19 protein-coding genes and 1 pseudogene are annotated in these 23,069 nt (G+C 69.9%); 6 read left to right on the top strand and 14 right to left on the bottom strand.

Annotated elements, in window-relative coordinates; translation table 11 throughout:
* The 14 genes from ACFVH2_RS09640 to ACFVH2_RS09575 form a co-directional block, all read right to left on the bottom strand.
* On the bottom strand, positions 1-1,344 hold a 1,344-nt coding region (locus tag ACFVH2_RS09640), incomplete at its 3' end, for an Ig-like domain-containing protein (protein ID WP_378475699.1).
* 83 nt (positions 1,345-1,427) lie between these two features.
* Complete coding sequence (locus ACFVH2_RS09635) at positions 1,428-2,288, bottom strand: Ig-like domain-containing protein (RefSeq protein WP_378421885.1); 861 nt, start codon at positions 2,286-2,288, stop codon at positions 1,428-1,430.
* A gap of 59 nt (positions 2,289-2,347) precedes the next feature.
* On the bottom strand, positions 2,348-2,935 hold the full coding sequence (locus ACFVH2_RS09630; protein ID WP_378421883.1) for a hypothetical protein: 588 nt from the start codon (positions 2,933-2,935) through the stop codon (positions 2,348-2,350).
* A 378-nt stretch (positions 2,936-3,313) separates the two neighbouring features.
* Positions 3,314-4,270, bottom strand: coding sequence for a LysR family transcriptional regulator (locus ACFVH2_RS09625; RefSeq protein ID WP_378421881.1), 957 nt, complete (start codon positions 4,268-4,270; stop codon positions 3,314-3,316).
* Positions 4,271-4,370: 100 nt separating this feature from the next.
* A complete protein-coding gene (locus tag ACFVH2_RS09620; protein WP_378421880.1) occupies positions 4,371-5,114 on the bottom strand; it encodes an SDR family NAD(P)-dependent oxidoreductase in 744 nt (247 codons plus the stop codon).
* A gap of 120 nt (positions 5,115-5,234) precedes the next feature.
* On the bottom strand, positions 5,235-6,398 hold the full coding sequence (locus ACFVH2_RS09615; RefSeq protein WP_378421878.1) for a thiolase family protein: 1,164 nt from the start codon (positions 6,396-6,398) through the stop codon (positions 5,235-5,237).
* A gap of 30 nt (positions 6,399-6,428) precedes the next feature.
* Positions 6,429-7,199 carry a crotonase/enoyl-CoA hydratase family protein gene (locus ACFVH2_RS09610; protein ID WP_378421876.1) on the bottom strand — a complete coding sequence of 257 codons (771 nt, stop codon included), beginning with the start codon at positions 7,197-7,199 and terminating at the stop codon, positions 6,429-6,431.
* Entirely contained in the window at positions 7,196-7,960 is a 765-nt protein-coding gene (locus ACFVH2_RS09605) for an SDR family NAD(P)-dependent oxidoreductase (protein WP_378421874.1), read from the bottom strand. The genes ACFVH2_RS09610 and ACFVH2_RS09605 overlap by 4 nt, the downstream gene beginning before the upstream one ends.
* Positions 7,961-7,995: 35 nt before the next feature.
* Positions 7,996-9,144, bottom strand: a complete 1,149-nt coding sequence (locus ACFVH2_RS09600; protein ID WP_378421872.1) for an acyl-CoA dehydrogenase family protein — start codon at positions 9,142-9,144, stop codon at positions 7,996-7,998.
* Between the two features lie 42 nt (positions 9,145-9,186).
* Positions 9,187-10,389 (bottom strand): CaiB/BaiF CoA transferase family protein, encoded by a 1,203-nt coding sequence (locus ACFVH2_RS09595; RefSeq protein ID WP_378421870.1) that lies wholly within the window; start codon positions 10,387-10,389, stop codon positions 9,187-9,189.
* Positions 10,386-11,726, bottom strand: a complete 1,341-nt coding sequence (locus tag ACFVH2_RS09590; protein WP_378421868.1) for an MFS transporter — start codon at positions 11,724-11,726, stop codon at positions 10,386-10,388. The genes ACFVH2_RS09595 and ACFVH2_RS09590 overlap by 4 nt, the downstream gene beginning before the upstream one ends.
* Before the next feature lie 186 nt (positions 11,727-11,912).
* Positions 11,913-12,917 (bottom strand): LysR family transcriptional regulator, encoded by a 1,005-nt coding sequence (locus ACFVH2_RS09585; RefSeq protein WP_378421866.1) that lies wholly within the window; start codon positions 12,915-12,917, stop codon positions 11,913-11,915.
* A gap of 27 nt (positions 12,918-12,944) precedes the next feature.
* Complete coding sequence (locus tag ACFVH2_RS09580; RefSeq protein WP_378421865.1) at positions 12,945-15,260, bottom strand: arylsulfatase; 2,316 nt, start codon at positions 15,258-15,260, stop codon at positions 12,945-12,947.
* Complete coding sequence (locus ACFVH2_RS09575) at positions 15,260-16,201, bottom strand: TauD/TfdA dioxygenase family protein (RefSeq protein ID WP_378421863.1); 942 nt, start codon at positions 16,199-16,201, stop codon at positions 15,260-15,262. Before ACFVH2_RS09575 ends, ACFVH2_RS09580 begins: the two co-directional genes overlap by 1 nt.
* A 453-nt stretch (positions 16,202-16,654) precedes the next feature.
* Between ACFVH2_RS09575 and ACFVH2_RS09570 the strand changes: the two genes are divergently transcribed.
* The 6 genes and pseudogenes from ACFVH2_RS09570 to ACFVH2_RS09545 all read left to right on the top strand — a co-directional run bounded on the left by ACFVH2_RS09570 (position 16,655) and on the right by ACFVH2_RS09545 (position 23,047).
* Positions 16,655-17,905 carry an ROK family protein gene (locus ACFVH2_RS09570; RefSeq protein WP_378422188.1) on the top strand — a complete coding sequence of 417 codons (1,251 nt, stop codon included), beginning with the start codon at positions 16,655-16,657 and terminating at the stop codon, positions 17,903-17,905.
* Positions 17,902-19,509, top strand: coding sequence for an ABC transporter substrate-binding protein (locus tag ACFVH2_RS09565; RefSeq protein WP_378421861.1), 1,608 nt, complete (start codon positions 17,902-17,904; stop codon positions 19,507-19,509). Before ACFVH2_RS09570 ends, ACFVH2_RS09565 begins: the two co-directional genes overlap by 4 nt.
* Positions 19,510-19,535: 26 nt before the next feature.
* Complete coding sequence (locus ACFVH2_RS09560) at positions 19,536-20,495, top strand: ABC transporter permease (RefSeq protein WP_378421858.1); 960 nt, start codon at positions 19,536-19,538, stop codon at positions 20,493-20,495.
* Positions 20,492-21,370, top strand: coding sequence for an ABC transporter permease (locus ACFVH2_RS09555; protein WP_378421856.1), 879 nt, complete (start codon positions 20,492-20,494; stop codon positions 21,368-21,370). Before ACFVH2_RS09560 ends, ACFVH2_RS09555 begins: the two co-directional genes overlap by 4 nt.
* Before the next feature lie 21 nt (positions 21,371-21,391).
* Positions 21,392-22,186 (top strand): annotated as a pseudogene (locus ACFVH2_RS09550) (ATP-binding cassette domain-containing protein); the annotation flags it as partial.
* Complete coding sequence (locus ACFVH2_RS09545) at positions 22,160-23,047, top strand: ABC transporter ATP-binding protein (protein WP_378422186.1); 888 nt, start codon at positions 22,160-22,162, stop codon at positions 23,045-23,047. The pseudogene ACFVH2_RS09550 and the gene ACFVH2_RS09545, both read left to right, overlap by 27 nt.
* Positions 23,048-23,069 lie beyond the last annotated feature (22 nt).

Raw genomic sequence — 23,069 nt, 5'->3', positions numbered from 1 at the left:
GACGTTGTCGTGTCCGGAGTACGTGGCGGTGATGACGCGGGCGCCTGCGGTGGTGGGTGTCCACGGCTGGGTGGCTACGCCGTCGGTGTCGACGGTTGCGGTGCCGATGACGGTGTCGCCGTCCTTGAATTCGACTGTGCCGCCGGCGTTTGCGGGGGTGATGGTGGCGGTGAGGGTGGCCTGCCGGCCTTCCTTGGCGCCGGTGACGGGTGCGAGGGTGGTGGTGGAGGCGACGTCGGCCGCGGCGACGGTGGTGTTCTGGGTGGTGGTGGAGCCGAGGACGTTGTCGTGTCCGGAGTACGTGGCGGTGATGACGCGGGCGCCTGCGGTGGTGGGTGTCCACGGCTGGGTGGCTACGCCGTCGGTGTCGACGGCCGCGGTGCCGATGACGGTGTCGCCGTCCTTGAATTCGACTGTGCCGCCGGCGTTTGCCGGGGTGATGGTGGCGGTGAGGGTGGCCTGCCGGCCTTCCTTGGCGCCGGTGACGGGTGCGAGGGTAGTCGTGGAGGCGACGTCGGCCGCCGCGACGGTCACATTCTGCGTCGCGGACTCGGAGGCGTTGGAGAACGCGGTGCCGAGGTACTTCGCGCGGAGGGTGTGAGCGCCCCCGGTGTTGGGTGTCCAGGCGAAGGTTGCGGTGTGATTCGCGTCGAGGCTGCCGGTCCCGATCTTCGTGGCGCCGTCGTAGAACTCGACGGTGTCGCCTGCGGCTCCGCCGCCGGCGAGGGTGGCGGTCAGCGTGGTCGCTGCACCTTCCCGCGCGCCGGTGACCGGGGCGAGGGTGGTCGTCGGGCTGTTCTTGGCGACGGTGATCGCGGGACCCTGCGTCGTGTAGGTACCCGCGCCCCGCGAGCCGTTGTAGGACAGGCCGGTGCTCAGGTTGGTGCCGCGGGCGCAGTCGTTGCCGACCGTGTACTGGATGCTCAGGACGGGGGTGTCGACATTCCTCTTCGCCAGCGGCTTGTAGCCGAGAGTGGCGAAGTCCACGGCGGTGTTGTCGGCGTTCGTCTGGACGTACGGCTCGATGGGGTGAACGCCGGCGGCATCGGTGAGCTTGGCGGAGCCGGGAACGTAGGTCAGACAGGTCGCGTGGTGGTCCTTCGCCCACCAGAGCTCTTCCCAGTTGGCGTCCGTGCGGGCCCACTTCGTGGTGACGGTGACAATGTCGCCGCCGGTGGGGGTGACGTTGTCGATGGTGCGGGTGAAGGTGGTTGCACCATCCGCCCAGTTGATGCTGCCCGGCGCTGCGTTGGCGACGCCGCCGGTGAGGAGGGCGAACGCGCCGATCGTGAACGTGGCGGCGGCGCCCGCGGCGACACCGCGAGAGGCTGCTCGATGGGCCATGTGTGGGTCCTTACTGTGTCCGGGGGCTACCGCTTGGTGGGCAACGGGCACCCGCGCCGCGCGGCGCGGGTGCCCGGGTGTGGCTACGAACCGAAGAGCGAGCCGAGGCTGCCGGTGGAGCTTCCGTCGCCGGATGCGGCCGTGACCGTCACGACGGCACTGGTGGTGGCGGTGCCGCCGGGGCCGTTGTAGGTGGCGGTGATGGTGCGATCGCCCGCGGTGGCGGGCGTCCAGGACTGGGTTGCGGTGCCGTCCGCGCCGACGGCGGCGGTGCCGATGACCGTGTCGCCGTCCTTGAACTCGACGTTGCCTGCACCGTGCGGGGTGACGGTGACGGTCAGGGTGGTTGCGGTGCCGACGACGGCGCCGCTGACCGGGGCCAGGGAGGCGCTGACGCTGTCGGCGGCCACGGTGACGGCCGGGCCCTTGTTGACGTAGTCGCCCTGGCCACGCGAGCCGTTGTAGCTCACCCCGGTGTACAGCGCAGTCCCGCGGGCGCAGTCGGCGCCGACGGTGTACTGGAAGCTGAGGGTCGGGGTGTCGTCGAAGTTCTTGGACAGCGGCTTGTAGCCGGAGGTGGCGAAGTCGGCGGCGGTGTAGTCGGGCTTGGTCTCGACGTACGGCTCGACCGTGTGGACACCGGCCTTGTCGGTCAGCTTGGCGGAGCCGGGGACGTACGTCAGGCAGGTGGGGTGAAAGTCCTTGGCCCACCAGAGCTCTTCGTAGTGGGCGTTGTTGCGTGCCCAGCGGGTGCTGACGGTGATCACGTCGCCGGGGTTCGGGTTGGTGTTGCTGACGGTGCGGGTGAGGTTCGTACCGCCGTCGTTCCACTCGATGGTGGCGGGGGCGGCGTTCGCGGCCGCGCCGCCGAGCAGGACGACGGCACCGGCTGCGAGTGCGGTGGTGGCGGCGGTGACGCCGCGGGTGATTGCCGGTCGAGCCATGTTGGTCTCCCTTGTGTGGTCGGAGTGCACTGGTGGTGGGTACGCGAGAGCTGAGCCGATCAGCTGCCGAACAGGGAGCCGAGGCTGCCGGCGTCGCCGCCGAGGTAGCTGATCGAGATGGACGGGCCCTTGGTGGCGTAGCTGCCGGCGCCGAGGGTGCCGTTGTACTCCATGCCGGTGGCGAGGTAGTTGCCGCGCGAGCAGTCGGCGCCGACCTTGTACTTGACGGTGAGCACGGGCGACTCGGCGGGGTTCTTCTGCACCGTCCAGTTGCCGGCGGAGATGTCGGCGGCGACGAACCCGGGCTGGACCTCCAGCTTCGGCTCGACGGCGAGGGTGCCTCGGTTGCCGCTGATCTTGGCGGAGCCCGGGACGTAGGTCAGGCAGGTGGGGTGGTGGTCCTTGATCCAGTAGAGCCGCTCGGGCGTGTCGTTGGTCCGCTCGAACTTGGTCGTCACGGTGACCGTGTCGCCCGGGTTCGGGCTGGTCTCGCTGATGGTGCGGGTGAAGTGGGAGTAGTAGTCGTCCCAGGCGGCCGACCCCTCCGCGGCGGCGGCGGTGCCACCGCCGAGCAGGGTCAGCGACCCGACCGCAACGGCGGTCGCCGCGGCGGCGACCGCGGTGCGCGTGATCGATCGATATGTCATGAGATGGTCCTTTCGAGGGCGGCGGACGGCGTCGCCTCGCTCCCGCGTCGCGCGACCGCGGCATCGGGAACGGGGACCGGCTTGCGTCCGGTGCCGACCCGTCAGGCAGTGACGGGTGCGGCGAGACATCGGATCGGTAGGGGAACCGCCATCGCAGATGGCACGAAAGCGAAAGCGTGAGAGCGGAAATCGTTCGTTCGACGGCGACGATCACCGACGAATCCCGACGCGGAGTACTCGTAGTCCTCAGTGCGGGCCGGCATGACCCGGCCCGGGTGGGGTCCGAAGTCCGTACCAGACGGTTTGTGACATCAGGCTAGGTGGGTGGGCGTCGGAACGACAAACACCTGCTTGTTGGCGATTGACAGCGTGGTGCTGTCAGTACGGCGCGGGTTCGGGCATCGCACGCTCGGTGAGGTCGGGCGTCTGCAGGCGGTCGACCAGATCCGGGTTCTCGTCGCGCACGCGCCGGGCGGTGGCGACGAACGAGCGGACCAGCTTCGACGCGTTCTCGCGCGGCCAGGCCAGCGAGACCTCGCACGGCGCGACGTCGGCGATCGGTACCAGTGTCACTCCCGGGAACGGGATCCAGCGCGCGCAGGCCGCAGTCACGCCGATACCGACGCCTGCCGAGACCTTCTGGTACTCCTCGAGGAGCGAGGCCGACCGGGACACGACTTGCCCCGGTACTCCGTCACGATGATCGTCCAGTTCCCAGTAGGCGTTCCACAACGGGTCGGTGCACGCCGCGCCGAAGATCGGCTCGTCGAGCAGCTCCGCGACCGCGACGTCGGGGCGAGCGGCGAGGCGATGGTCGTCCCGCACCATCGCCACGAGGGGCTCGGTGAACAGATGCTCGAAGTCGATGTCGCACGTCGTCAGTGGGCGCCGCACGAATGCCACGTCGACCGACCGCTCGTTCAGGCCGGCCGACGGGTCTTCGTAGTTGAACTGTCGCATCTCGATCGCGACACCGGGGTGGCGCCGGCGGAACGCCGAGATGATCGGCTCGGTCAGCATCAGTGCCGCCCCCTCGAGGAAGCCCAGCACCAGTCGCTCGCTCTCGGTGCGCTGCATCGAGCGGGCACGCTCGGCCGCGACGTCCATGGCCGTGAGCGTCGCCGTCGCGTCCTCGAAGAACGCCGTGCCGGCCGCGCTGAGGGTCACGCTGCGGGTGGTGCGGGTCAGCAGCACGACACCGAGTGTCTGCTCCAGCTGCTTGATCTGTGCGCTCAGCGTCTGCTGGGTGATGTGCAGCTTCGCCGCGGCGCGAGTGAAGCTCAGTTCCTCCGCAACGGCGACGAAATAGCGGAGATGACGCGTCTGGAGCTCCATGCCGCGAGTCTAGGCCGATCCGTGCTGCGAAAGCCGCAGATGCGGTGTACCGCTCGGTGATCCGCGTCCGGGTTGCGGCGACCGTGCCCGGAACCCGCTGTCAGCGCCGGTGGAAGCGGCTCGGGCCGGCCTGATCTCGTGGCTTCATGATGATCTGGTCGAGGTTCACGTGCGAGGGCCGGGACGCGACGAACCCGATGACCTCGGCAACGTCCGCCGCCACCAGCGGCGTGATGCCCTCGTAGACCTTCTTCGCGCGCTCGTCGTCGCCGGAGAACCGCACGAGCGAGAACTCGGTCTCCACAGCGCCGGGCGCGATCTCGGTCAGCCGCACCGGCTGGCCGAGCAGCTCCCCGCGCAGCGTCCGGTGCAGCACGGCCTGGGCGTGCTTTGCGGAGGTGTAGCCGGAGCCGTTGTCGTAGGCCTCGAAGGCCGCGACCGAGGTGATGGTGACGATCAGCCCGTCGCCGGACTCGATCAGCTTCGGCAGCAAGGCCTTCGTGACGCGGAGCGTGCCGAGGACGTTGGTCTCCCACATCCAGCGCCAGTCGTCGAGGTCGGCCTCCTGCACGGTCGCAAGGCCCTTCGCGCCGCCCGCGTTGTTGACGAGCACGTCGACCCGCGGCAGGACCGCGGCGAACGCGTCGACGGAATCCTCGTCGGTGACGTCGAGTTCGAGCGCGGTGCCGCCGATGTCCTTGGCCAGGCGTTCGAGCCGGTCGAGGCGCCGGGCCCCGACCACCACGTGAAAGCCCTGCGCGGCCAGGGTCCGCGCGGTGGCCTCCCCGATCCCGGAGCTCGCTCCGGTGACGACGGCGACGGTTGCATCAGGCGAAATGGTCATGGCCTCATCGTAGGACCGACTCGTCCGGTCGGCGTTCGGACGCGAGCAGCCCCGCCGCACCGGACGGGGTGCGACGGGGCTGCCCGCGGACCCTCCGGCGCGGAGGGGTCCGTCCGGGTGTCAGCCGGGGACGGAGAGGTTCTCGAAGACGGTGGCGTTGGCCATGCCGCCGCCCTCGCACATCGTCTGCAGTCCGTATCGAATGCCCTCGCCGCGCATGTGGTGGACGAGGGTGGTGGCCAGCCGGGCGCCCGACCCGCCGAGCGGGTGGCCGAGTGCGATCGCTCCACCGAGGGGGTTCACCAGGTCCTCGTCGGCGCCGGTCGCCCGCAGCCAGGCCCCGACGACGCTGGCGAACGCCTCGTTGACCTCGAAGGCGCCGATGTCGTCGAGGGTCAGGCCGGCGCGCTCGAGCACCCGCGCGGTCGCGGGAATCGGGCCGCCCAGCATCGCGACGGGATCGTCGCCGACCACCGTCGCCGTGTGCACCCGGGCCAGCGGGGTCAGTCCCAGCTGCCGGGCCCGTTCGCCGGACATCACCAGCAGTGCCGCGGCGCCGTCGGAGATCTGCGAGGCGTTGCCCGCCGTGACCCGGCCGTTCGCGTCGAACACCGTCTCGAGCTGTGCCAGCTTGTCGAGGGTGGTGCCGCGACGGATGCCCTCGTCGGCGTCGAACTTCGTGCCGTCCGGGAGGGTGACCGGCGCGATCTCGCCGGCGAAGCGGCCGTCGTCGGCGGCCTGCGCCGCGCGCTGGTGCGAACGCAGGCTGTACTCGTCGAGCCAGGCCCGGCTCAGTTCGTGTCGGGCGGCGAGGATCTCGGCGCCGCGACCCTGGTTGAACTCGATGCCCTCGTAGCGGCGCTTGATCGCCTCGCTGTTCGGGTCGCCGAGCCCGACGCGGCGCGCCGAGCCCATCGGGATCCGGGTCATCGACTCGACACCGCCCGCGACGACGACGTCGTACTGGCCGGAGATCACTCCAGCAGCGGCGAAGTGCAGCGCCTGCTGACTGGACCCGCACTGCCGCTCGATCGTGGTGCCGGGCACCGACTCCGGCCACCCGGCGGCGAGGACGGCGTTGCGAGCGATGTTTCCGGCCTGCTCGCCGACCTGCCCGACGCAGCCCCACACGACGTCATCGACGGTCCCGGCCTCGACACCGGAGCGGTCGAGCAGCGCGGTGAGGACGCTCGCGGAGAGGTCGACGGGGTGGACCTCGGCGAGGCTGCCCTTGCGGCGCCCGATCGGGGTCCGTACCGCCTCGACGATGACTGCATCACGCATGTTGTGTTCCTGTTCTCTCGTACCCGGTGCTCACGTAGCGGTCCAGACCGGGGTGCGTCGTTCGGTGAAGGCGGCCGCGCCCTCGCGTGCGTCGTTCGAGCCGAACACCGGCATCACGATCTGCCGGGTCCGTTCGAAGGTCTCGGTCGGTGGCCAGCCGGGGGACTCGTCGACGACCTTCTTGCTGGCCCGGACCGCGAGCGGACCGTTGGCGGCGATCTCGTCGGCGAGCGCGAGCGCCGCCGCGAGCACCTCGCCCTCGGCGGCGAGGCGGTTCACCAGGCCGTGCGGGTGGAGCTGCTGCGCCGTCATGGATCCCCCGGTGAGGATCATCTCCAACGCGACCGCGCGCGGCAGTCGCGTGGGCAGCCGGGTCAATCCGCCCGCGGCGGCGACCAGGCCACGACGCACCTCGGGCAGGCCGAAGGTCGCCGTCGGCGCGGCGACGACGAGGTCGGCGGCCAGCACGATCTCGAAGCCGCCGGCCAGCGCCGGCCCGTCGACGGCGGCGATCAGTGGCTTGGCGGGCGGTGCCTCCACGAGCCCGGCGAATCCGCGGCCCTCGACCCGCGGGCTCTCGCCCCGCAGGAAGGCCTTGAGATCCATTCCGGCGCAGAAGTATCCACCCGCACCGGTGAGCACTCCGACGCTGAGCTCCGGATCGTCGTCCAGCAGTTCCATCGCCGCGGCGACCGCGGCGGCGACCGCACCGTCGACGGCGTTGCGGGCCTGCGGACGGTTGAGCGTGATCACCAGGATCCGGCCCCGGCGCTCGGTCAGCACCACGGGCTGGTCGGTCACCGGGGTGCCATCCGGATGGCGCCGTCGAGGCGGATCGTCTCGCCGTTGAGCATGCCGTTGGAGATGATGTGCTCGGCCAGCGACGCGAACTCGGCGGGCTCGCCGAGCCGCTGCGGGTGCGGGACCGCCGCGGCCAGCGCGTCGCGGATGTCGTCGCGGGCGTTCAGCAGTAGCGGGGTGGCGAACACGCCCGGGGCGATCGTGTTGACGCGGATGCCGACGCTGGCGAGGTCGCGGGCGGCGGGCAGCGTCATGCCGACCACGCCGGCCTTGGAGGTCGCGTAGTTGATCTGCCCGATCTGCCCCTCGTAGGCGGCGACGGACGCGGTGAGCACGATCGCGCCGCGATCGCCGTCCTGCGGCTCGTTGGCGGCCATCGTCTGAGCCGCGTAGCGCAGCACGTTGAACGTGCCGATCACGTTGAGCCGGATCACCGATTCGAAGGGTTCGAGGTCGGTGGCCTTGCCCGCCTTGTCGAGGATGCGCATGGGCTTGCCGCGGCCTGCGCAGTGCACGACTGCACGCACCGGGCCGCGCTCGGCGGCGGCGGCGAACGCGGCCTCGACGGCCTCGGATTCGGTGACGTCGGTGGGTACGAACGTGGCGGCCGGGCCCAGCGCCGCGGCCTGCTCGGCGCCGGGGGAGCCGGGCAGGTCGAGCAGGGTGACGGTGGCGCCGGACTCGATCAGTCGGGTGGCGCTGGCCAGGCCGAGGCCGGAGGCGCCACCGGTGACGACGGCGTTGATGTCCTTGATCTGCATGGTGATTGGTCCTTCGGTGTGTCTGGGGCGCGGGTCTAGATTCCGAGCGACTTGGAGATCACGCTCTTCATGACCTCGCTGGTGCCGCCGTAGATCCGGGTGACGCGGGCATCGGTGTACAGGCGGGCGATCGGGTACTCGGTCATGTAGCCGTAGCCGCCGTGCAGCTGCAGGCACTTGTCGATGACCCGGGCCTGCATCTCGGTGCAGAACAGCTTCACCTTCGCGGCATCGGCCGGCGTGAGGGTGCGACCGTCGAGGGCGACCAGGGCCTGATCGATCATCGACTGCCCGGCCTGCAGCTCGGTCGCGCACTCGGCGAGCACGAACTTGGTGTTCTGGAAGCTGGCCAGCGGCTTGCCGAAGACCTGACGCTCCTGGGCGTACTCGATGGCCAGGTTCACCGCGGCGGTGGCCGTCGACTGGGCGGTGATCGCGATCGACAGCCGCTCCTGCGGCAGGTTGTGGCCGAGCATCGCGAACGCACCGCCCTCCTCGCCGAGCAGGTTGGCGACGGGCACGCGGACGTTGTCGAAGGTCAGCTCCGCGGTGTCGGACGACTTGATCCCGATCTTGTGCAGGTTCCGGCCGCGGATGAAGCCGGGCATGTCACGCTCGACCACGATCAGCGACAGGCCGTTGCGGCGGTTCGTCTCGTCCTTGGAGGTGCGCGCCACCACGATCACCAGGTCGGCGCCGATGCCGCCGGTGATGAACGTCTTGTTGCCGTTGAGGACGTAGTGGTCGCCGTCGCGGACCGCGGTGGTGGCGACGCCCGCGAGGTCCGACCCGATGCCGGGTTCGGTCATCGCGATCGAGCTCACCAGGCTGCCGTCGGCGAAGCCGGGGAACCAGCGTTGGCGCTGCTCCTCGTTGGCGTACTCGAGGAAGTAGGGCAGCACGGTGTTCAGGTGCACCTGGAAGCCGCCGAGAGACGCTGCCGCGTAACCGATCTCCTCGTAGACGACGGTGTTGAACAGGAAGCTGTCGATGCCGCCGCCGCCGTACTGCTCGGGCACCTGGAGGCCGTTGATGCCGATCTCCGCGGTCTTGTAGTAGAAGTCGCGGGGGATGCAGCCGGCCTCCTCCCACTCGGGCATTTTCGGAGTGATCTCCTTGGAGATGAACTGGCGGACCGAGTCCCGGAAGGCGTCGTGATCCGCGGTGAAAATAGTGCGCTGCATGATGATTCCTTCAAAGATGTGGTGGTGCGGGTGTTGAGGTGACTAGCGCCGGAGGACGACGCCGTCGGCTGCGAGGGCATCGATCGCCTCGCCGGGGTAGCCGAGCTCGGTGAGCAGTTCGGCGGTGTGCTGGCCCAGGTCGGGCGCGCCGGCCGTGGGCAGCTTCGGGACGCTCTCGAGGTGCCACGGCGTGCCGAGTGCGGTCGCGGGCATGCCGTCGGGTCGGCTGACCTCGATGAAGAGTCCGGACGCCTCGACGTCGGGGCTGCGCAACGCCTCGGGATAGGTGTTGATGCGACCGGCGACGACACCGTTGCCGGTCAGCATGCTCATCGCCTCGTCGCTGGTCAGCGTCGCGAACGCGGAGTGCAGTTCGGCGAGCAGGGCGGGCTTGTTGCGGACCCGGGACGGGTTGTCGGCGAAGCGGGGGTCCTCGGCGAGCTCGGGCCTGCCCAGCAACCGGCACAGCCTGCTGAAGTGAACCTCGGAGTAGGCGGAGACCACCACGCTGCCGTCGCGGGTCGGCATGATGTCCGCGGCAGGCGCCACCGTCGGCTGCCCGTTGCCCATCCGCTTCGGCTCGACCCCGGTGCTGAGGTAGGCGCCCCAGTTGGGGGTCTGCAGGTGCATGGCGACCTCGAGCAGCGAGACCTCGACGGTGTCGCCCTCCCCGGTGCGCAGGCGTCGGATGTAGGCGGCGAGAATCGCCTGGGCGCAGACGTAACCGGTTGCGGCGTCGACGATCTGGGCGCCGACCTTCTGCGGCTCCCCGTCCCGCTCGCCGGTCACCCACATCAGGCCGCTCTCCGCCTGTGCGGCGATGTCGAGGCCGGCGCGGTTGCGGGACGGCCCGTGCAGTCCGAATCCGCTGACGGTGGCGTAGACGAGGTGCGGGTGCTCGGCGCGCATGGCCTCGGCGCCTAGGCCGAGCGAGTCCATCACGCCGGGCCGCAGGTTCTGCACCACGATGTCGGCGGCGGCGATCAACTGCCGGGCGATCTCCTGGCCGCGCGGATCCTTGAGGTCCAGCGCGATGGCGCGCTTGCCGCGGTTGTAGTTCTGCACCATGGCCTCGCCGTGCGGGCCGATCCCGCGGGCGGACTCTCCGTGCACCGGTTCGATCTTGATCACGTCGGCGCCGAGATCCACGAGGACCTGGGTGGCGGCGGGGGCCGCGATGAACTGTCCGAAGTCGACGACGCGGACGTCGTCCAGAGGCTTGTCGATCATGGCTGGGGTGTTCACGCGGTCTCCTCGACGGTGGGACGTGGGGTCTGTTCGACGCTGCGGCGGATGAGGGCGATGTCGCGCTCGGGATTGACCAGGAAGACCGCGATGATCGCGCCGACGATCAGCAGGGCGCCGCTGGACTGGAAGCCGAACGCGTAGCCGGTGATCTTGTCGACGGACGAGCCGACGGCGAAGCCGATGACGAGCGGCGCGACCATGCCGGAGATGCTCGCGATCGCCGAGAGAATGCCGAGCACCATGCCGCGCTTCTTCGCCGAGACGACGTCGGCGACCGCCGAGAGCGCGACGCCGAAGGCCGCGGTGTTCAGCGAGAACGCGAGGGCGATCAGGATCAGCTGCGGGGCGCCCTGGTGGAGCAGGGTGAAGCCGGCCATCGAGAGCCCACCGCCGGCGACGAGCGCTGCGCTGAGGTAGCCGCGGGCGACCCGGCGGGAGACGCCCCGGGAGACCAGCCTGCCGGAGAACCAGCCGGCGGCGATCGCGCCGATGGCGGCGAGCCCGTAGGGCAGCATCATGAGCTGGCCGGTGGTGGCCGTGTCGTAGCCCAGCCCCTCCTGGAGGTAGACCGGCAGCCAGGAGATCTTCAGGGCAGTGGACCAGTACGAGCTGAACATCAGTACCGCGATGCCGATCACGGTGCCGGTCTTCAGGATCGTCTTGTACGGGGCGTCGACCGTCTCGACGACGACGCTGGAGGCAGCCTCGCCGCTGTCGCTTTCGCTGGCGCTGCGGCCGAGGATCAGCCAGGCCACCGCCCACAGGAGGCCCATCGCGATGAGCACGTAGAACGCGGCGTGCCAGTTCCAGCGGGAGATGATCAAGGTGAGCACCGGCGCGGCGACCAGGGTGCCGATCGAGGCGCCCGCGGAGACGAAACCGCCCGCCATGGCCCGCTTCTCCGGCGGGAACCAGGAGTGCGCGGCGTGGTTGGCCAGCGCGAAAGCGGGACCCTCGGCGAAGCCGAGGATGATGCGGGACGTGATGAGGACGCCGAAGCTGACCGAGCCGAGCAGCGGGACCATCGTGGCGACCCAGGTCAGCATCAGCCCGGCCAGCAGCCATCGGATGTTCACCCGGGACGAGAGCCAGCCGAAGAACAGCGCGCCGGCCGCGAACAGCCAGAAGAAGGCGCTCTGCAGCAGCCCGAACTGCTCCGAGGTCAGCCCGAGGTCCCGCTGGATCTGCACTCCGGCGAACGCGATGACGGTCTTGTCGGCGTGGTTGATGAGCATGAACAGGACCAGGAGGCCGACGACGATCCAGCCACGGCGCGTGTGCGAGGACTTCGTGTGCTGAGCCGGTGCACTCTCCGGCAGAGTTGTCTGTGTCATGGTGCCCCTTCGGCAACGAACTGCCGCGGCTACCTGCGTGGCAGGGTCCGATCCGGACGGGGGGAGGGGGCCGTCAGGGTGGGGGATCCGGCTCGCGCCGCGGTGTTGTGATCTGGTGCACACCATTCAAGGCGAGTGGATCAATTGGGTCAAAGACTAAAAAAGTAGCAAAAATACTGCCTCTACCTATGAATCGCCGGCCGTCCGTGCGTTGCCCTCGCGCAGGTCTCTGTCGGACTCGTCGCGGGTCAGCTTCGCGGCCTCCACCAGCGAGATGCCGGAGGACATGTGGTCGTCGATGGATGCCGCGAACTCCTCGAAGGACGCGCGGGAGGTCGCCAGGAACTGTGTGGAGGCCTCGGTGAGCCGGCCGGGACGGCGGATCACGCCCATTCCCGGGGTGAGTCGCGGCGAGAGTTCGCGGACCACCCCGCCCCGCAGCATGGCGTCGAGCCCGCTGCGTAGCGGGACGATCGACACCCCGCCGCCGGCGAGGACGATCGGCAGTACGGCGCCACGCTGGCGGACCTCCACCGCGACGTCCGGTTCCACGCCGTGCCGGCGCAGCGAGCGCTCGATGTAGTCCCTGGTCGCCGTGCCCCTTTCACCCATCACGAACTGGGTGCGCGAGAGGCGTTCGATGGGCACTGGATCCGGCCACTGCGCCTCGGTGCCCGGCGGGCACACGAGAACGAGCTGCTGGTCGATCAGCTTCTCGCCCTGGAGATCCTCGGTCGGCAACGGCGTCGAGAGGATGCCCAGCTCGCACGCCCCCGATCGCACCAGCGTGACGATGTCCGCGATCTTGTCCCGTTCCTCGATGTGGAACCGAACGTCCGGGTACTGGCGACGGAACTTGGCGACCCACACCGACAGTGGGTCGGAGGACAGATCGGAGAGCGAGGCGATGTCGATGCGGCCGCCGCGCATCGCTCCGACGTCGCGCACGGAGTTCTCTGCGGCCGTCACCTCCCGCAGGATGGTGCGGGCCGGACCGACGAGCGCCTCGCCGGCCGGAGACAGCACCAGTCCCCGGCCGACGCGGTGGAACAACTCGGTGCCCAGGTCCTTCTCGAGCTTGCGCACCGCCTGCGACAGCGACGGCTGTGCGACGCGCAGTTGAGCCGCCGCACGGGTGACTCCGCCGCAGTCGACCACAGCGAGGAAGTACTCCATCTGGCGCAGGTCCATTGCCCAAATCTATAGCCGGCGCCGTCGCTAGTCAGCCGCGAGTTCGGCCTCCCGCTCGACGCGGCCGATCACCTCGCCGGGTACCCGGACCGGCCCGGGCGAGTAGGTGACCGCACGCAGGCCGCCCGAGTAGCGGAAGGGTCCGCGGCGCTCGCGCAGGTCCCAGGACACCGGGCCGCGCGCGTCCACCCCGACCGAGATGCCGGTCCAGGGTGCCATCCCGACCAACTGCACCTGCCCGAGCAGGTCGGCGGCGGGGATGCCGTCGACCCGGACGGTGAAGTCCCAACGCAGTCGAGGCCGGACGGCCGCCGACACCTCGATCAGCCGTGATCCCACCGGCACCGGTCCCGCGTCGACCGAGGCGTACCGGCCGAAGCTGTTGAGCCCGAAGTGCAGATGGCCGTCTTCGATGTACAGCAGATAACCGCCCTGCGGGTCGCCGTGCGCAACGAGAACGCCCTCGTCGCCGTCCCGGAAGCCGTCGGCGTCGAACTCCGCGCCAATGACGAAGTCGCGAAAGGAGATCAGCCTCGACGAGCGGTAGCGTTCCAGGGTGGGGGTGCCCGCCAGGAGGCGGACCGGTCGCGACAACGCCTCCTCCGCGGGCCTGCGGACGGCGAGCCCGCTCGCGCTGACGAGCGGGAACACGGTGTTCGTCCACGCCGCGTCGTCCCAGGCCTGCGCGAGTTCGGCGACCTTCTCGGGGTGGCGGTCGGCGAGGTCGTGGAGTTCGGTCGGGTCGGTGCGCACGTCGAACAGCTGCCAGGCGGGGGCGTCCACGTCGGCGCCGGGGTGCGGGGCCAGCAGCTTCCAGCCGTCCCGGTAGAAGCCGCGGTTGCCGGTCATCTCGGTGTACTGCTCGGTGTGCGTACTCTCGGCGTCCCGATCGCGCAGCAGTGCCGACGCATCCACCCCGTCGAACTCCTTGGCGGGCAGGTTGTTCCGCACTCCCGGTGGCACGATGCCGGCCAGGGACAGCAGTGTCGGTGCGAGGTCGGTGACGTAGGCGAACTGGTCGCGGATGCCGCTGTCGTCGTCGGTCCTTCGCAGACCCTCGGGCCAGGACAGCACGAACGGTACCCGCACACCCCCGGCGAAGGACTGCCCCTTGTAGAAGCGGAACGGGGTGTTCGAGGTCTGCGCCCAGCCGCGCGGGTAGTGCACGCCGAGCCTGGCCGTGCCGATCAGTTCCTCGTCGTGTGGCACGTCGCCCACCCACGCGGGGTCGGTGACGTGGGCGAACTGCGCGAAGTAGCTGCGGGTGCCCTCGGGGCCGCCCTCCGCCGTGCCACCGTTGTCGGAGGTGAACACCACGATGGTGTTGTCGAGTTCGCCGAGGTCGGCCACGGTGTCGAGGATCCGCCCGACGCTCTGGTCGATCGAGTCGACCATGGCCGCGTACACCTCCATGTACCGGGCGAACCGGCGCTGCTGGTCCCCGGTGAGCGAATCCCAGGCGGGCACGTCGTAGCCCGGTTCGGCGTTGCGCGGGGCCTGCTCGGTGCCCTCGGGACACAGTCCCTGCGCCAGCTGTGCGGCGAAACGGCTCTCGCGCAGCACGTCCCAGCCCTCGGCGTATCGGCCGCGGTACTTGGCGATGTCGGCCTGCTTCGCCTGCAGGGGGCCGTGCATCGCGACGTGGGCGAAGTACAGGAAGAACGGCTTGTCCGGTTCGTGTGCCCGCAGGTCCTTCAGGTATCCGACCGCCTTGTCGGTGAGATCGTCGGTCAGGTAGTAGTTCTCGGGATACTCCTCGACGTCGACCACGGAACTGTCCGAGACGAGCTGGTTCGGGTGGTAGAAGGAATTGAGACCCTCCAGCGACCCGTAGTACCGGTCGAACCCGCGCTGGGTGGGCCACGAGGCCCGGGAGGCCCCGGGCCGCATGTCGGCATCGCGGACCAGGTGCCACTTGCCGACCGCGTAGGTGGCATACCCGTTGCCGCGCAGGATCTCCGGCAGTGTGAGCACGTCCTCCGCCAACTCGAGGCGTAGGCCCGGGTAGCCGGGGTCGGCGTTGGCGACGAAGCCGTAGCCCGCCCGGTGCGGGTTGAGTCCGGTGAGCAGGGCCGCGCGCGACGGCGAGCACAGCGGGGTGGTGTGGTAGTTCGTCAGCCGCACGCCCGAGGCGGCGAGTCGATCGAGGTTGGGCGTGTCGATCTCGGAGCCGAACGGTCCGATGTCGCTGTAGCCCATGTCGTCGATCAGGACGACCACGATGTTCGGTGATCCCGGGGCGGCGGTCGGAGTCGGCGTCCAGGACGGGGTCGAGTCGTCGGTGGTCCGGCCGATGCGGCCCGCGAATCCCTCGTAGCCCCTGGCGTGCGGCGGGACGGTCATCAGCTCGCGACCCGCACCGGCTGATCGATGGTCGAGTAGTGCGAGGCGTCGCCCGCGACGATGCGGCTGCGTTCCCCGTGGACGTTGACCGGGACGTCGCCGGCGAGCGTGATCCGGCCCAGACGGCGGCGCTGGCCGTCGTAGTCGTCGATCGCGTAGTGCTGAGTCGCGCGGTTGTCCCAGATCGCGACGTCACCGGCTGCCCAGTTCCACCGGGTGGTGTTCTCGAGCTTGGTGATGCGGGCCTGCAGCAGCTGGAACAGCGCCTGCGACTCGGTGGCGCCGAGGCCGACGAAGCCCTTGACGAAGTGACCGAGGAGCAGCGAGCGTTCGCCGGTCTCCGGGTGCACCCGCACCACGGGGTGCTGCGTCTCGTAGTAGGTGGACTGGAATTCCCTCCGGTACTCCTCGCCCTTGTCGTCGACGGTCTCGGCGGTGCTCGCCGCGTAGTCGTAGACGTTGGTGTGCGTTGCCCACAGGTTCTCCACCAGCGCCACGAGCGGCTCGGGCAGGGAGTCGTAGGCCGCGACGGTGGATGCCCAGGTGGTCGAGCCGCCGTAGGCAGGCAGCACCTCGGCCCGCAGGATCGAAGCCTTCGGGATGCGGTCGACGAACGTGACGTCGGTGTGCCAGCTGTTGGCGCGACCGTACTCGGAGTCGATCGGCAGGATCCTCTCGCCGCGGGAGGTGACGGTCGGGTGCGCGGTGGTGGGTTCGCCGAGCAGGCGGGCGAACTCGTACTGCGATTCCTCGTCCAGGTGATGCTGGCCGCGGAAGAAGACGACCTTGTGCTCGAGCAGCGACTGGCGGATCAGCGTGACCGTCGCCGGGTCGAGGTCGCCGCCGAGTGCAACCCCATCGACGCGGGCGCCGATGTGGGCGCCGAGCTTGACGACGGAGGCTCGTGTCGCCGCTGTCTGACTTGCGAAATCGATAGACATGAAAGACCTTTCGCCGGATTAGGGGTGGTTCTGTGCTGCGGTCCAGGCAACCAGTGGGCTCCGGTGCGGCCAAGGTTTTCCGTCACCCTGATCGCAACCGGTATCCGGAAACCGCCCATGCCGGAGGGGATTTCCCCTCGGTTGGAGGGGAATTCGACGGGGTGCTAACTTGGCGCCATGAACTCCGGCCGGCCGTCCCCGTTGCGGGTCACCTATGTGACCGCCGCACTGGGTTCTCGCCTGCCCCTGGCACGGGAACTGTGTTGTTCCCCTCGCGGTATCTGTAGCTAGTCCGCGCCGCCCGTTCTCGCACGTCGACTCCCGTTTCCGGCCGCTCTGAAGAGCGTCGCCGGCGATACGTCGGTGTCCCGTTCGACGGCAGCGCTCTCCCACACCGTGTAGGTCTGTCCCGCCAGGGACGAAGTGCAAGGAATTCGCGTGCTCACCTCAACTCTGTCGTCCGCGGCCGTGCTCGCCCGGCCCACCCCCCGTACCGCACAACGTGTCCAGATCGTTCCCCCGGAACTGCGGGTCGGCGACTCGCCGTCCGCGGCCGTCTTCCGGGTCGCATGCTCGCGCGGCCCGATCGCCCGGGACGCCGCGGCCAAGGCCACCGGCCTGTCCACCGCCACGGTGAACCGTCAGGTCGCCGCCCTCCTGGCGGAGGGGCTGCTGCGCGAGCGCGGTGACCTCACCGCGTCGGGTGCGGTGGGCAGGCCCCGGGTCCCCTTCGAGGCCAACCACGAGCCGTACCTCACCATCGGCGTTCACATCGGTGCGGTCGTCACCGGCATCGTCGCGAGCGACATCCGTGGCAAGGTTCTCGGCGCCGTGGAGATCGCCACTCCGGCCGGGCCGCAGCAGGCTGCGTTGGCCCAGATAACCCGCAGTGCAAGGATGTTCGTCTCCCGCTGGCACAAGCGCAAGCCGTTGTGGGTGGGCGTGGCACTCGGCGGCCGGGTCGACGCGACGACGGGCAGGGTCGACCACCCACGTCTCGGGTGGACCGACGCCCCGGTCGGCGCCGTTGTCGGCGAGGGTCTCGGCCTGCCGGTGTCCGTCGCCGCGCACGTGGAGGCGATGGCCGCCTCCGAGTTGCTGCTCGCACCGCAGCGTCCCGGCGACACCCCGGCGGCCGGCACCAGCCTCTACTTCTACGCCCGGGAGACCGCGGGGGTGGCGGTCACCATCGACGGTCGCGTGCACACCCCGGCCAGCGGCCCGGGCTCGATCGTGCACCTGCCGACCGGTTCCTCGGCACTGTGCTCCTGCGGAGCGCGCGGCTGCCTCGAGGCCACGGTCAGTGACCGGGCCACGATCGCCGCGGCCCGCGACGCCGGCATCCTGACCGACACGGACGAGCGGCCCGCCATCGCGGCCGTGTACCGCGCCGCATCGGCGGGATCGATTCCGGCACACGAACTTCTGGTCGAGCGAGCCCGGGTGCTCGGTCGCACCGTCGCGATGCTGCGCGACCTCTTCAACCCGGATCGGGTGATCCTCGGTGGGCAGGCGTTCACCGAGTACCCGGCCGGAATCCCGCACGTCGCGGAGGCGTTCGCGCACACGTCGAGCCTGGCCCGCAAGGACATCCGAATCACCGGTTTCGGAAACCGGGTGCAGGAGTTCGCCGCTGGTGTCGTCTCGCTCAGTGCCCTCTACGCCGATCCGCTCACCTCCATGCGAAGGACCTTCCCCCAGTGAGTTCCACGACGACCACATTCTCCGCCCTCGACCGACGCACGTTCTTCCGCGGTGCGGGTCTGACGGCCGCCGCGATCCTCGGTACCGGACTGCTGGGAGCGTGCTCCTCGGCAGTCGGCGAGCAGAAGGCGGGTGCCGGGACCGGTGCTGCCGGCACCCCCGTCCGCGGCGGCACCCTCCAGACCGGCATCACCGCCGACGTGATCCCGTCGACCTTCCTCACCAACACCGCCGGCTCGACCACCGTGATCGGCCTCGCCTACGACAGCCTGGTCCGGTACCCACACGACAAGGTCGAACCCGGTCCGCGACTGGCCAAGTCGTGGCGACTCGCCGCCGACGGGCTGTCGTTGACGCTGGATCTTCGCGACGACGTCACCTTCCACAGCGGGCGGCCGTTCACGTCCACGGACGCGGAGTTCTCGATCCGCACGTACGCGGACCCGAAGTGGACGGCGCAGTTGCGCAGTACCGCAGCCGCGATCACCGCGTTCGACACGAGCGATCCGCACCGGCTCGGACTGACGTTCGCGCATCCGCTGGGGAACATCTTCGACCTGCTCGACACGGTGCCGATTCTCGACCGCGAGTCCATCGACAAATTGTCGGCGGGAGAGGCGTTCGTCGGGACCGGGCCGTTCAAGCTGGTCTCGCGCACACCGAACACCGCGCTGGTCTTCGAGCGCAACGAGCACTACTGGATCCCGGACCGGCCGTTCCTGGACCGAGTCGAGGTCGCGATCATCCCGGACTCCCAGGCGCTGCTCAGCTCGCTGAAGTCGGGCCAGGTGGCGGTGGCGTCCGGACTGAACTATCGCGACAACGAAACACTCGGCAAGACGAACGGATTTCAGTCCGTCTCGCTCGAGGGCGCGGAGCTTCAGGTGTACGTGGGCGCCAACGTCACGCACCCGGCCCTCGCCGACGTGCGGGTGCGCAGGGCGGTCGCGTACGCGGTGGATCGCGACCGTGTCATCGCCGAGGTGTTCCGTGGTTCGGGCTACCCGGTGAACCTGCCGTGGCCCAAGACCTCGCCCGCCTACGACGAGGCCAAGAACGGGACGTACGCCCGGGACGTGGCCAAGGCGAAGGCCGTGCTCGTCGAGTACGGGACGCCGGTGCCGGAGCTGCCGCTGACCTACCAGGCCGGCAACCCCTTCTACGAGGCCACCGCGCAGATCGTGCAGGCGAACCTGGCGGAGGTCGGCATCCCCGTCCGCCTCGACCCCCAGGAGGGTGCGGCGTTCGTCAAACAGCTCATCGGTGGGACGATTCCGGGCCTGTGGACGACGTTCCACTCGTGGGCCCAGTACGTGCCCTCGACGCTCACCGTGAGCGCGTACCCGTTCAACGCGCTCAAGAATGCCTCGCACTACGAGAGCCCGGCCTACGTCGCCGCCGCCGACGAGGCCTGGCAGGTGGTCGACGGTACCGGCGCCGACGCCAAGGCCAAGTACGGGGCGGTGAGCGACCAGCTGCTGGACGGACTGTTCCTGGTGGAGATCGGGGTGGTGCTCAACCAGCTCGCCGCGGCCCAGAAGGTACACGGCATCGACTGGACCAAACGCTCGGAAATCGTCTACACGGACGCCTATCTGGCCTGACGGCCGACGCGAGAGGAGTCAACACGATGGTGCGATACCTCGCGCGCCGGCTGCCGTCGGCGCTCGCCGTTCTGCTGCTGGCCTCGCTGCTGATCTTCTTCGTGCTGCGGCTGGTGCCCGGCGACCCGGCGACCAGCCTGGCCGGACCCGATGCGTCGCCGGAAGCCGTTGCCGCGATAAGGCATTCGCTCGGTCTCGACCGGTCGATTCCCGCCCAGTACGTGGCGTGGCTCGGCTCGGTGGCCACCTTCGACCTGGGGCGGTCGTACGTGATCGGCGGCCAGATCTCCGACCTGGTGCTCGCCGGACTCGTCAACACCGTGGTGCTCGCGGCGACCGCGCTGGTGCTGGCACTGGTGGTCGCCCTGCTACTCGGCGTGGCGGTGGTGGTGTGGCCGAAACGGTGGCTGACCGGCTTCGTGGCCGGCTTCAACACGGTCGCGGTCGCGTTGCCGCCGTTCGTCAGCGGCGTGCTGCTGGTGCTGGTGTTCGCGGTGTTGGTGCCGGTGCTGCCCGCCGGTGGCATTCCGCCCGGCGGGTTCCTGGCCCGGCCCGACATCTCGATGCAGTACCTGCTGCTGCCTGCGGTGTGCCTCGGCTTGCCGGTGGCCGCTGCGCTGACCCGGTTTCTCACCGAGTCACTGCGCACCGAGATGCGTCAGCCCTACGTCCTCACCGCACGGGCGCTCGGAGTGTCTCGATGGAACCTGGTCAGCGGCAGCGCACTTCGCAACGCGCTCCCGACCATGCTGACCGTGCTCGGCCTGCAGACCGGTCAGCTGCTGGGCGGTGCGGTTCTGGTGGAGGCGATCTTCGCCTGGCCCGGCATCGGGCAGCTGATCGAGCAGGGCATCAGCCGACGCGACTACCCGGTGGTGCAGGTGCTGCTGCTGATCTCCGTCACCGTGTTCGTGTTCGTGCAGCTCGTGACGGACGTGGTGCACGCATACCTGGATCCGCGGATCCGCATCGGAGGTAGCTCGTGAGCGTCACCGAGATCGACGATCCGGCGGTCGCGAAGCGGGCGTTGCCCGCACCGGCGCCGCGCCGCCGAGGGCCGCTCGCCGCGCTCACCCGCGGGCAGGGGCTGGTCGGGGTGGTGCTGGTGGTCGCGGTGGCCGCCGCCGGCCTGCTGGCGCACTGGCTGGCACCGTTCGGGCCGAACGACCAGATCGTGGGTGCCAACCTGCTCGGCCCCAGTGCACAGCACTGGCTCGGCACCGACCAGGTCAACCGTGACGTCTACTCCCGGGTGCTGCACGGCATCACGGTCAACCTCGAGATCATCCTCGTGGCGGTGCCGGTGGGCGCGTTGATCGGATCGCTGCTTGGCCTGGTGTCCACCCTGCATCCCGTGAGCGACGTGCTGGCCCAACGGCTGTTCGACGTCGTACTCGCCTTCCCCGCGTTGATCCTCGCCATCGCGCTGGCCGCGATCATCGGGCCCGGCGCGGCGACGGTGGTCGTGGTGATCGTGGTCGCGGAGGTGCCGATCTTCGGCCGAACCATCCGCACCCAGGTGTTGCGCATCCGGGAGCAGCCGTTCGTCGAGTCGGCGGAGGTGATCGGGGCGAGTCGATGGTGGGTGCTGCGCAGGCACGTCCTGCCGAACACACTCGAACCCTTGGCCGTTCAGATCGCGCTGTCGCTTTCGATCGCGGTGTTCGTGGAGTCCGGAATGAGTTTCGTCGGCATCGGCGTCCGGCCCCCGGATCCCTCGTTGGGTTCGATCATCTCCGACGCAGTCCCCAATCTCGACGCCAACCCGGCCTTCGCGATCGGTCCACTCGTGGTCGTCGCGGTCCTGGTGCTCGGGTTCCTGCTCGTCGCCCAGGCGCTCGGTTCGGCGCGCCGGGCCTGACCCCTCTGAGAGGAGAAGACGATGGCCGACACGACCATCCTCGCCATCGACAACCTCACCATCCGTTTCGGGGACGACGCCGTCCCGGTCGTCGACGGGCTGAGCCTGACCGTGCACCGTGGCGAGATCCTCGCGCTGGTAGGCGAATCCGGCTCCGGAAAGTCGATGACCGCCAAGGCGGTGCTCGGACTGCTGCCGGAGCCTGCCACCGCGAGCGGTTCGGTCAGGCTCGGCGGGGACGAGGTGATCGGCGCCGGCGAGGACACGCTCGCCCCGTTGCGCGGCACCCGGGCGGCGATGGTGTTCCAGGAACCTCAGACAGCGCTGAACCCGGTCCGGACGATCGGCTGGCAGATCGCGCAGGCGCTGCGCGCCCACGGCCGCGTCACTCGGGCGCAGGCCAGGGCACGGGCGGTGGAGCTGTTGCGGCTGGTGGAGATTCCCGATCCCGAGGTTCGGGTGGACTGGTTCCCGCACCAGCTGTCCGGCGGGCAGAAGCAGCGGGTGGTGATCGCGCTCGCGCTGTCCGGAGAGCCCGACCTGCTGATCGCGGACGAGCCGACCACCGCGCTCGACGTGACGGTGCAGGCCGAGATCCTGGACCTGCTGCGGTCGCTGCGCGAGACGCGGGGCACGGCGATCCTGCTCATCACCCACAACATGGGGGTGGTGGCGGACGTGGCCGACCGCGTTGCCGTGCTGCACCGCGGACAACTGGTCGAGACCCGCGGAGTGGTGGAGCTGTTCACCCGGCCGAGGGAGAAGTACACCGCCGAGTTGTTGGCGGCGGTGCCGCGTATCCGGGAGGACGCGGACGGCGGCCCGTCTCGCGACGAGCCGCGACCGGAACCGGTACTGGCCGTCCGAGATCTCGACGTGGTGTACCCGGCGAGTCGTGGCGGCGAGCGGTTCCACGCGCTGCGCGCGGTGACGCTGGACGTCGCGGCCGGGGAGGTGCTCGGTGTGGTGGGGGAGTCGGGTTCGGGCAAGACGACTCTCGGCCGGACGGTGCTCGGGGCGGTGCGGGCGAGCCGCGGGCAGGTGCTGCTCGACGGCGTCGACCTGCGGTCGCTGTCGGGGCGCGAACTGCGCGCCGTGCGCCGTGGGGTCGCGTTGGTGCACCAGGATCCGGCAGCCTCGCTCGATCCGCGATGGTCGATCGGGGACAGCGTCGGGGAGCCGCTGCGAGTGCATCGGGCCGCCTCGGGCGCGCTGCTCCACGCCCGGGTGACCGCGCTGCTCGAATCAGTCCGGCTGCCACGCTCGTTCGCCACCCGCCTGCCGGGCGAGCTGTCGGGCGGACAGCGGCAGCGGGTCGCCCTGGCGCGGGCGTTGGCGTTGTCGCCGCGGCTGCTGGTCGCCGACGAGCCGACCAGCGCCCTGGACGTGTCGGTGCAGGCGGAGGTGCTCGAACTCTTCGCGGACCTGCGGGCCGAGTACCGCTTCGCCTGCCTGTTCATCAGTCACGACCTGGCGGTGGTGAGTCAGGTGTCCGACCGGGTTGCGGTGCTCAGGCGTGGGGAAATGGTCGAGATCGGCTCCACCCCAGCGGTGTTCGGTGACCCGCGTGACGACTACACGCGTGCCCTGCTGGAGGCGGTGCCGGTGCCGCACCCTATGGATCAGCGGGCGCGGCGCGACGACCGATCCGCCGCGCGGTTGGCCGCGGTCGGCTGACGCGCGGCGGATCAGTCCCCGG

Source organism: Rhodococcus sp. NPDC127527 (genome assembly GCF_042672245.1).
GTDB lineage: Bacteria > Actinomycetota > Actinomycetes > Mycobacteriales > Mycobacteriaceae > Rhodococcus_G.
The sequence above is the reverse complement of the archived record's forward strand: the minus strand, read 5'-3'. Positions and strand labels throughout refer to the sequence as shown.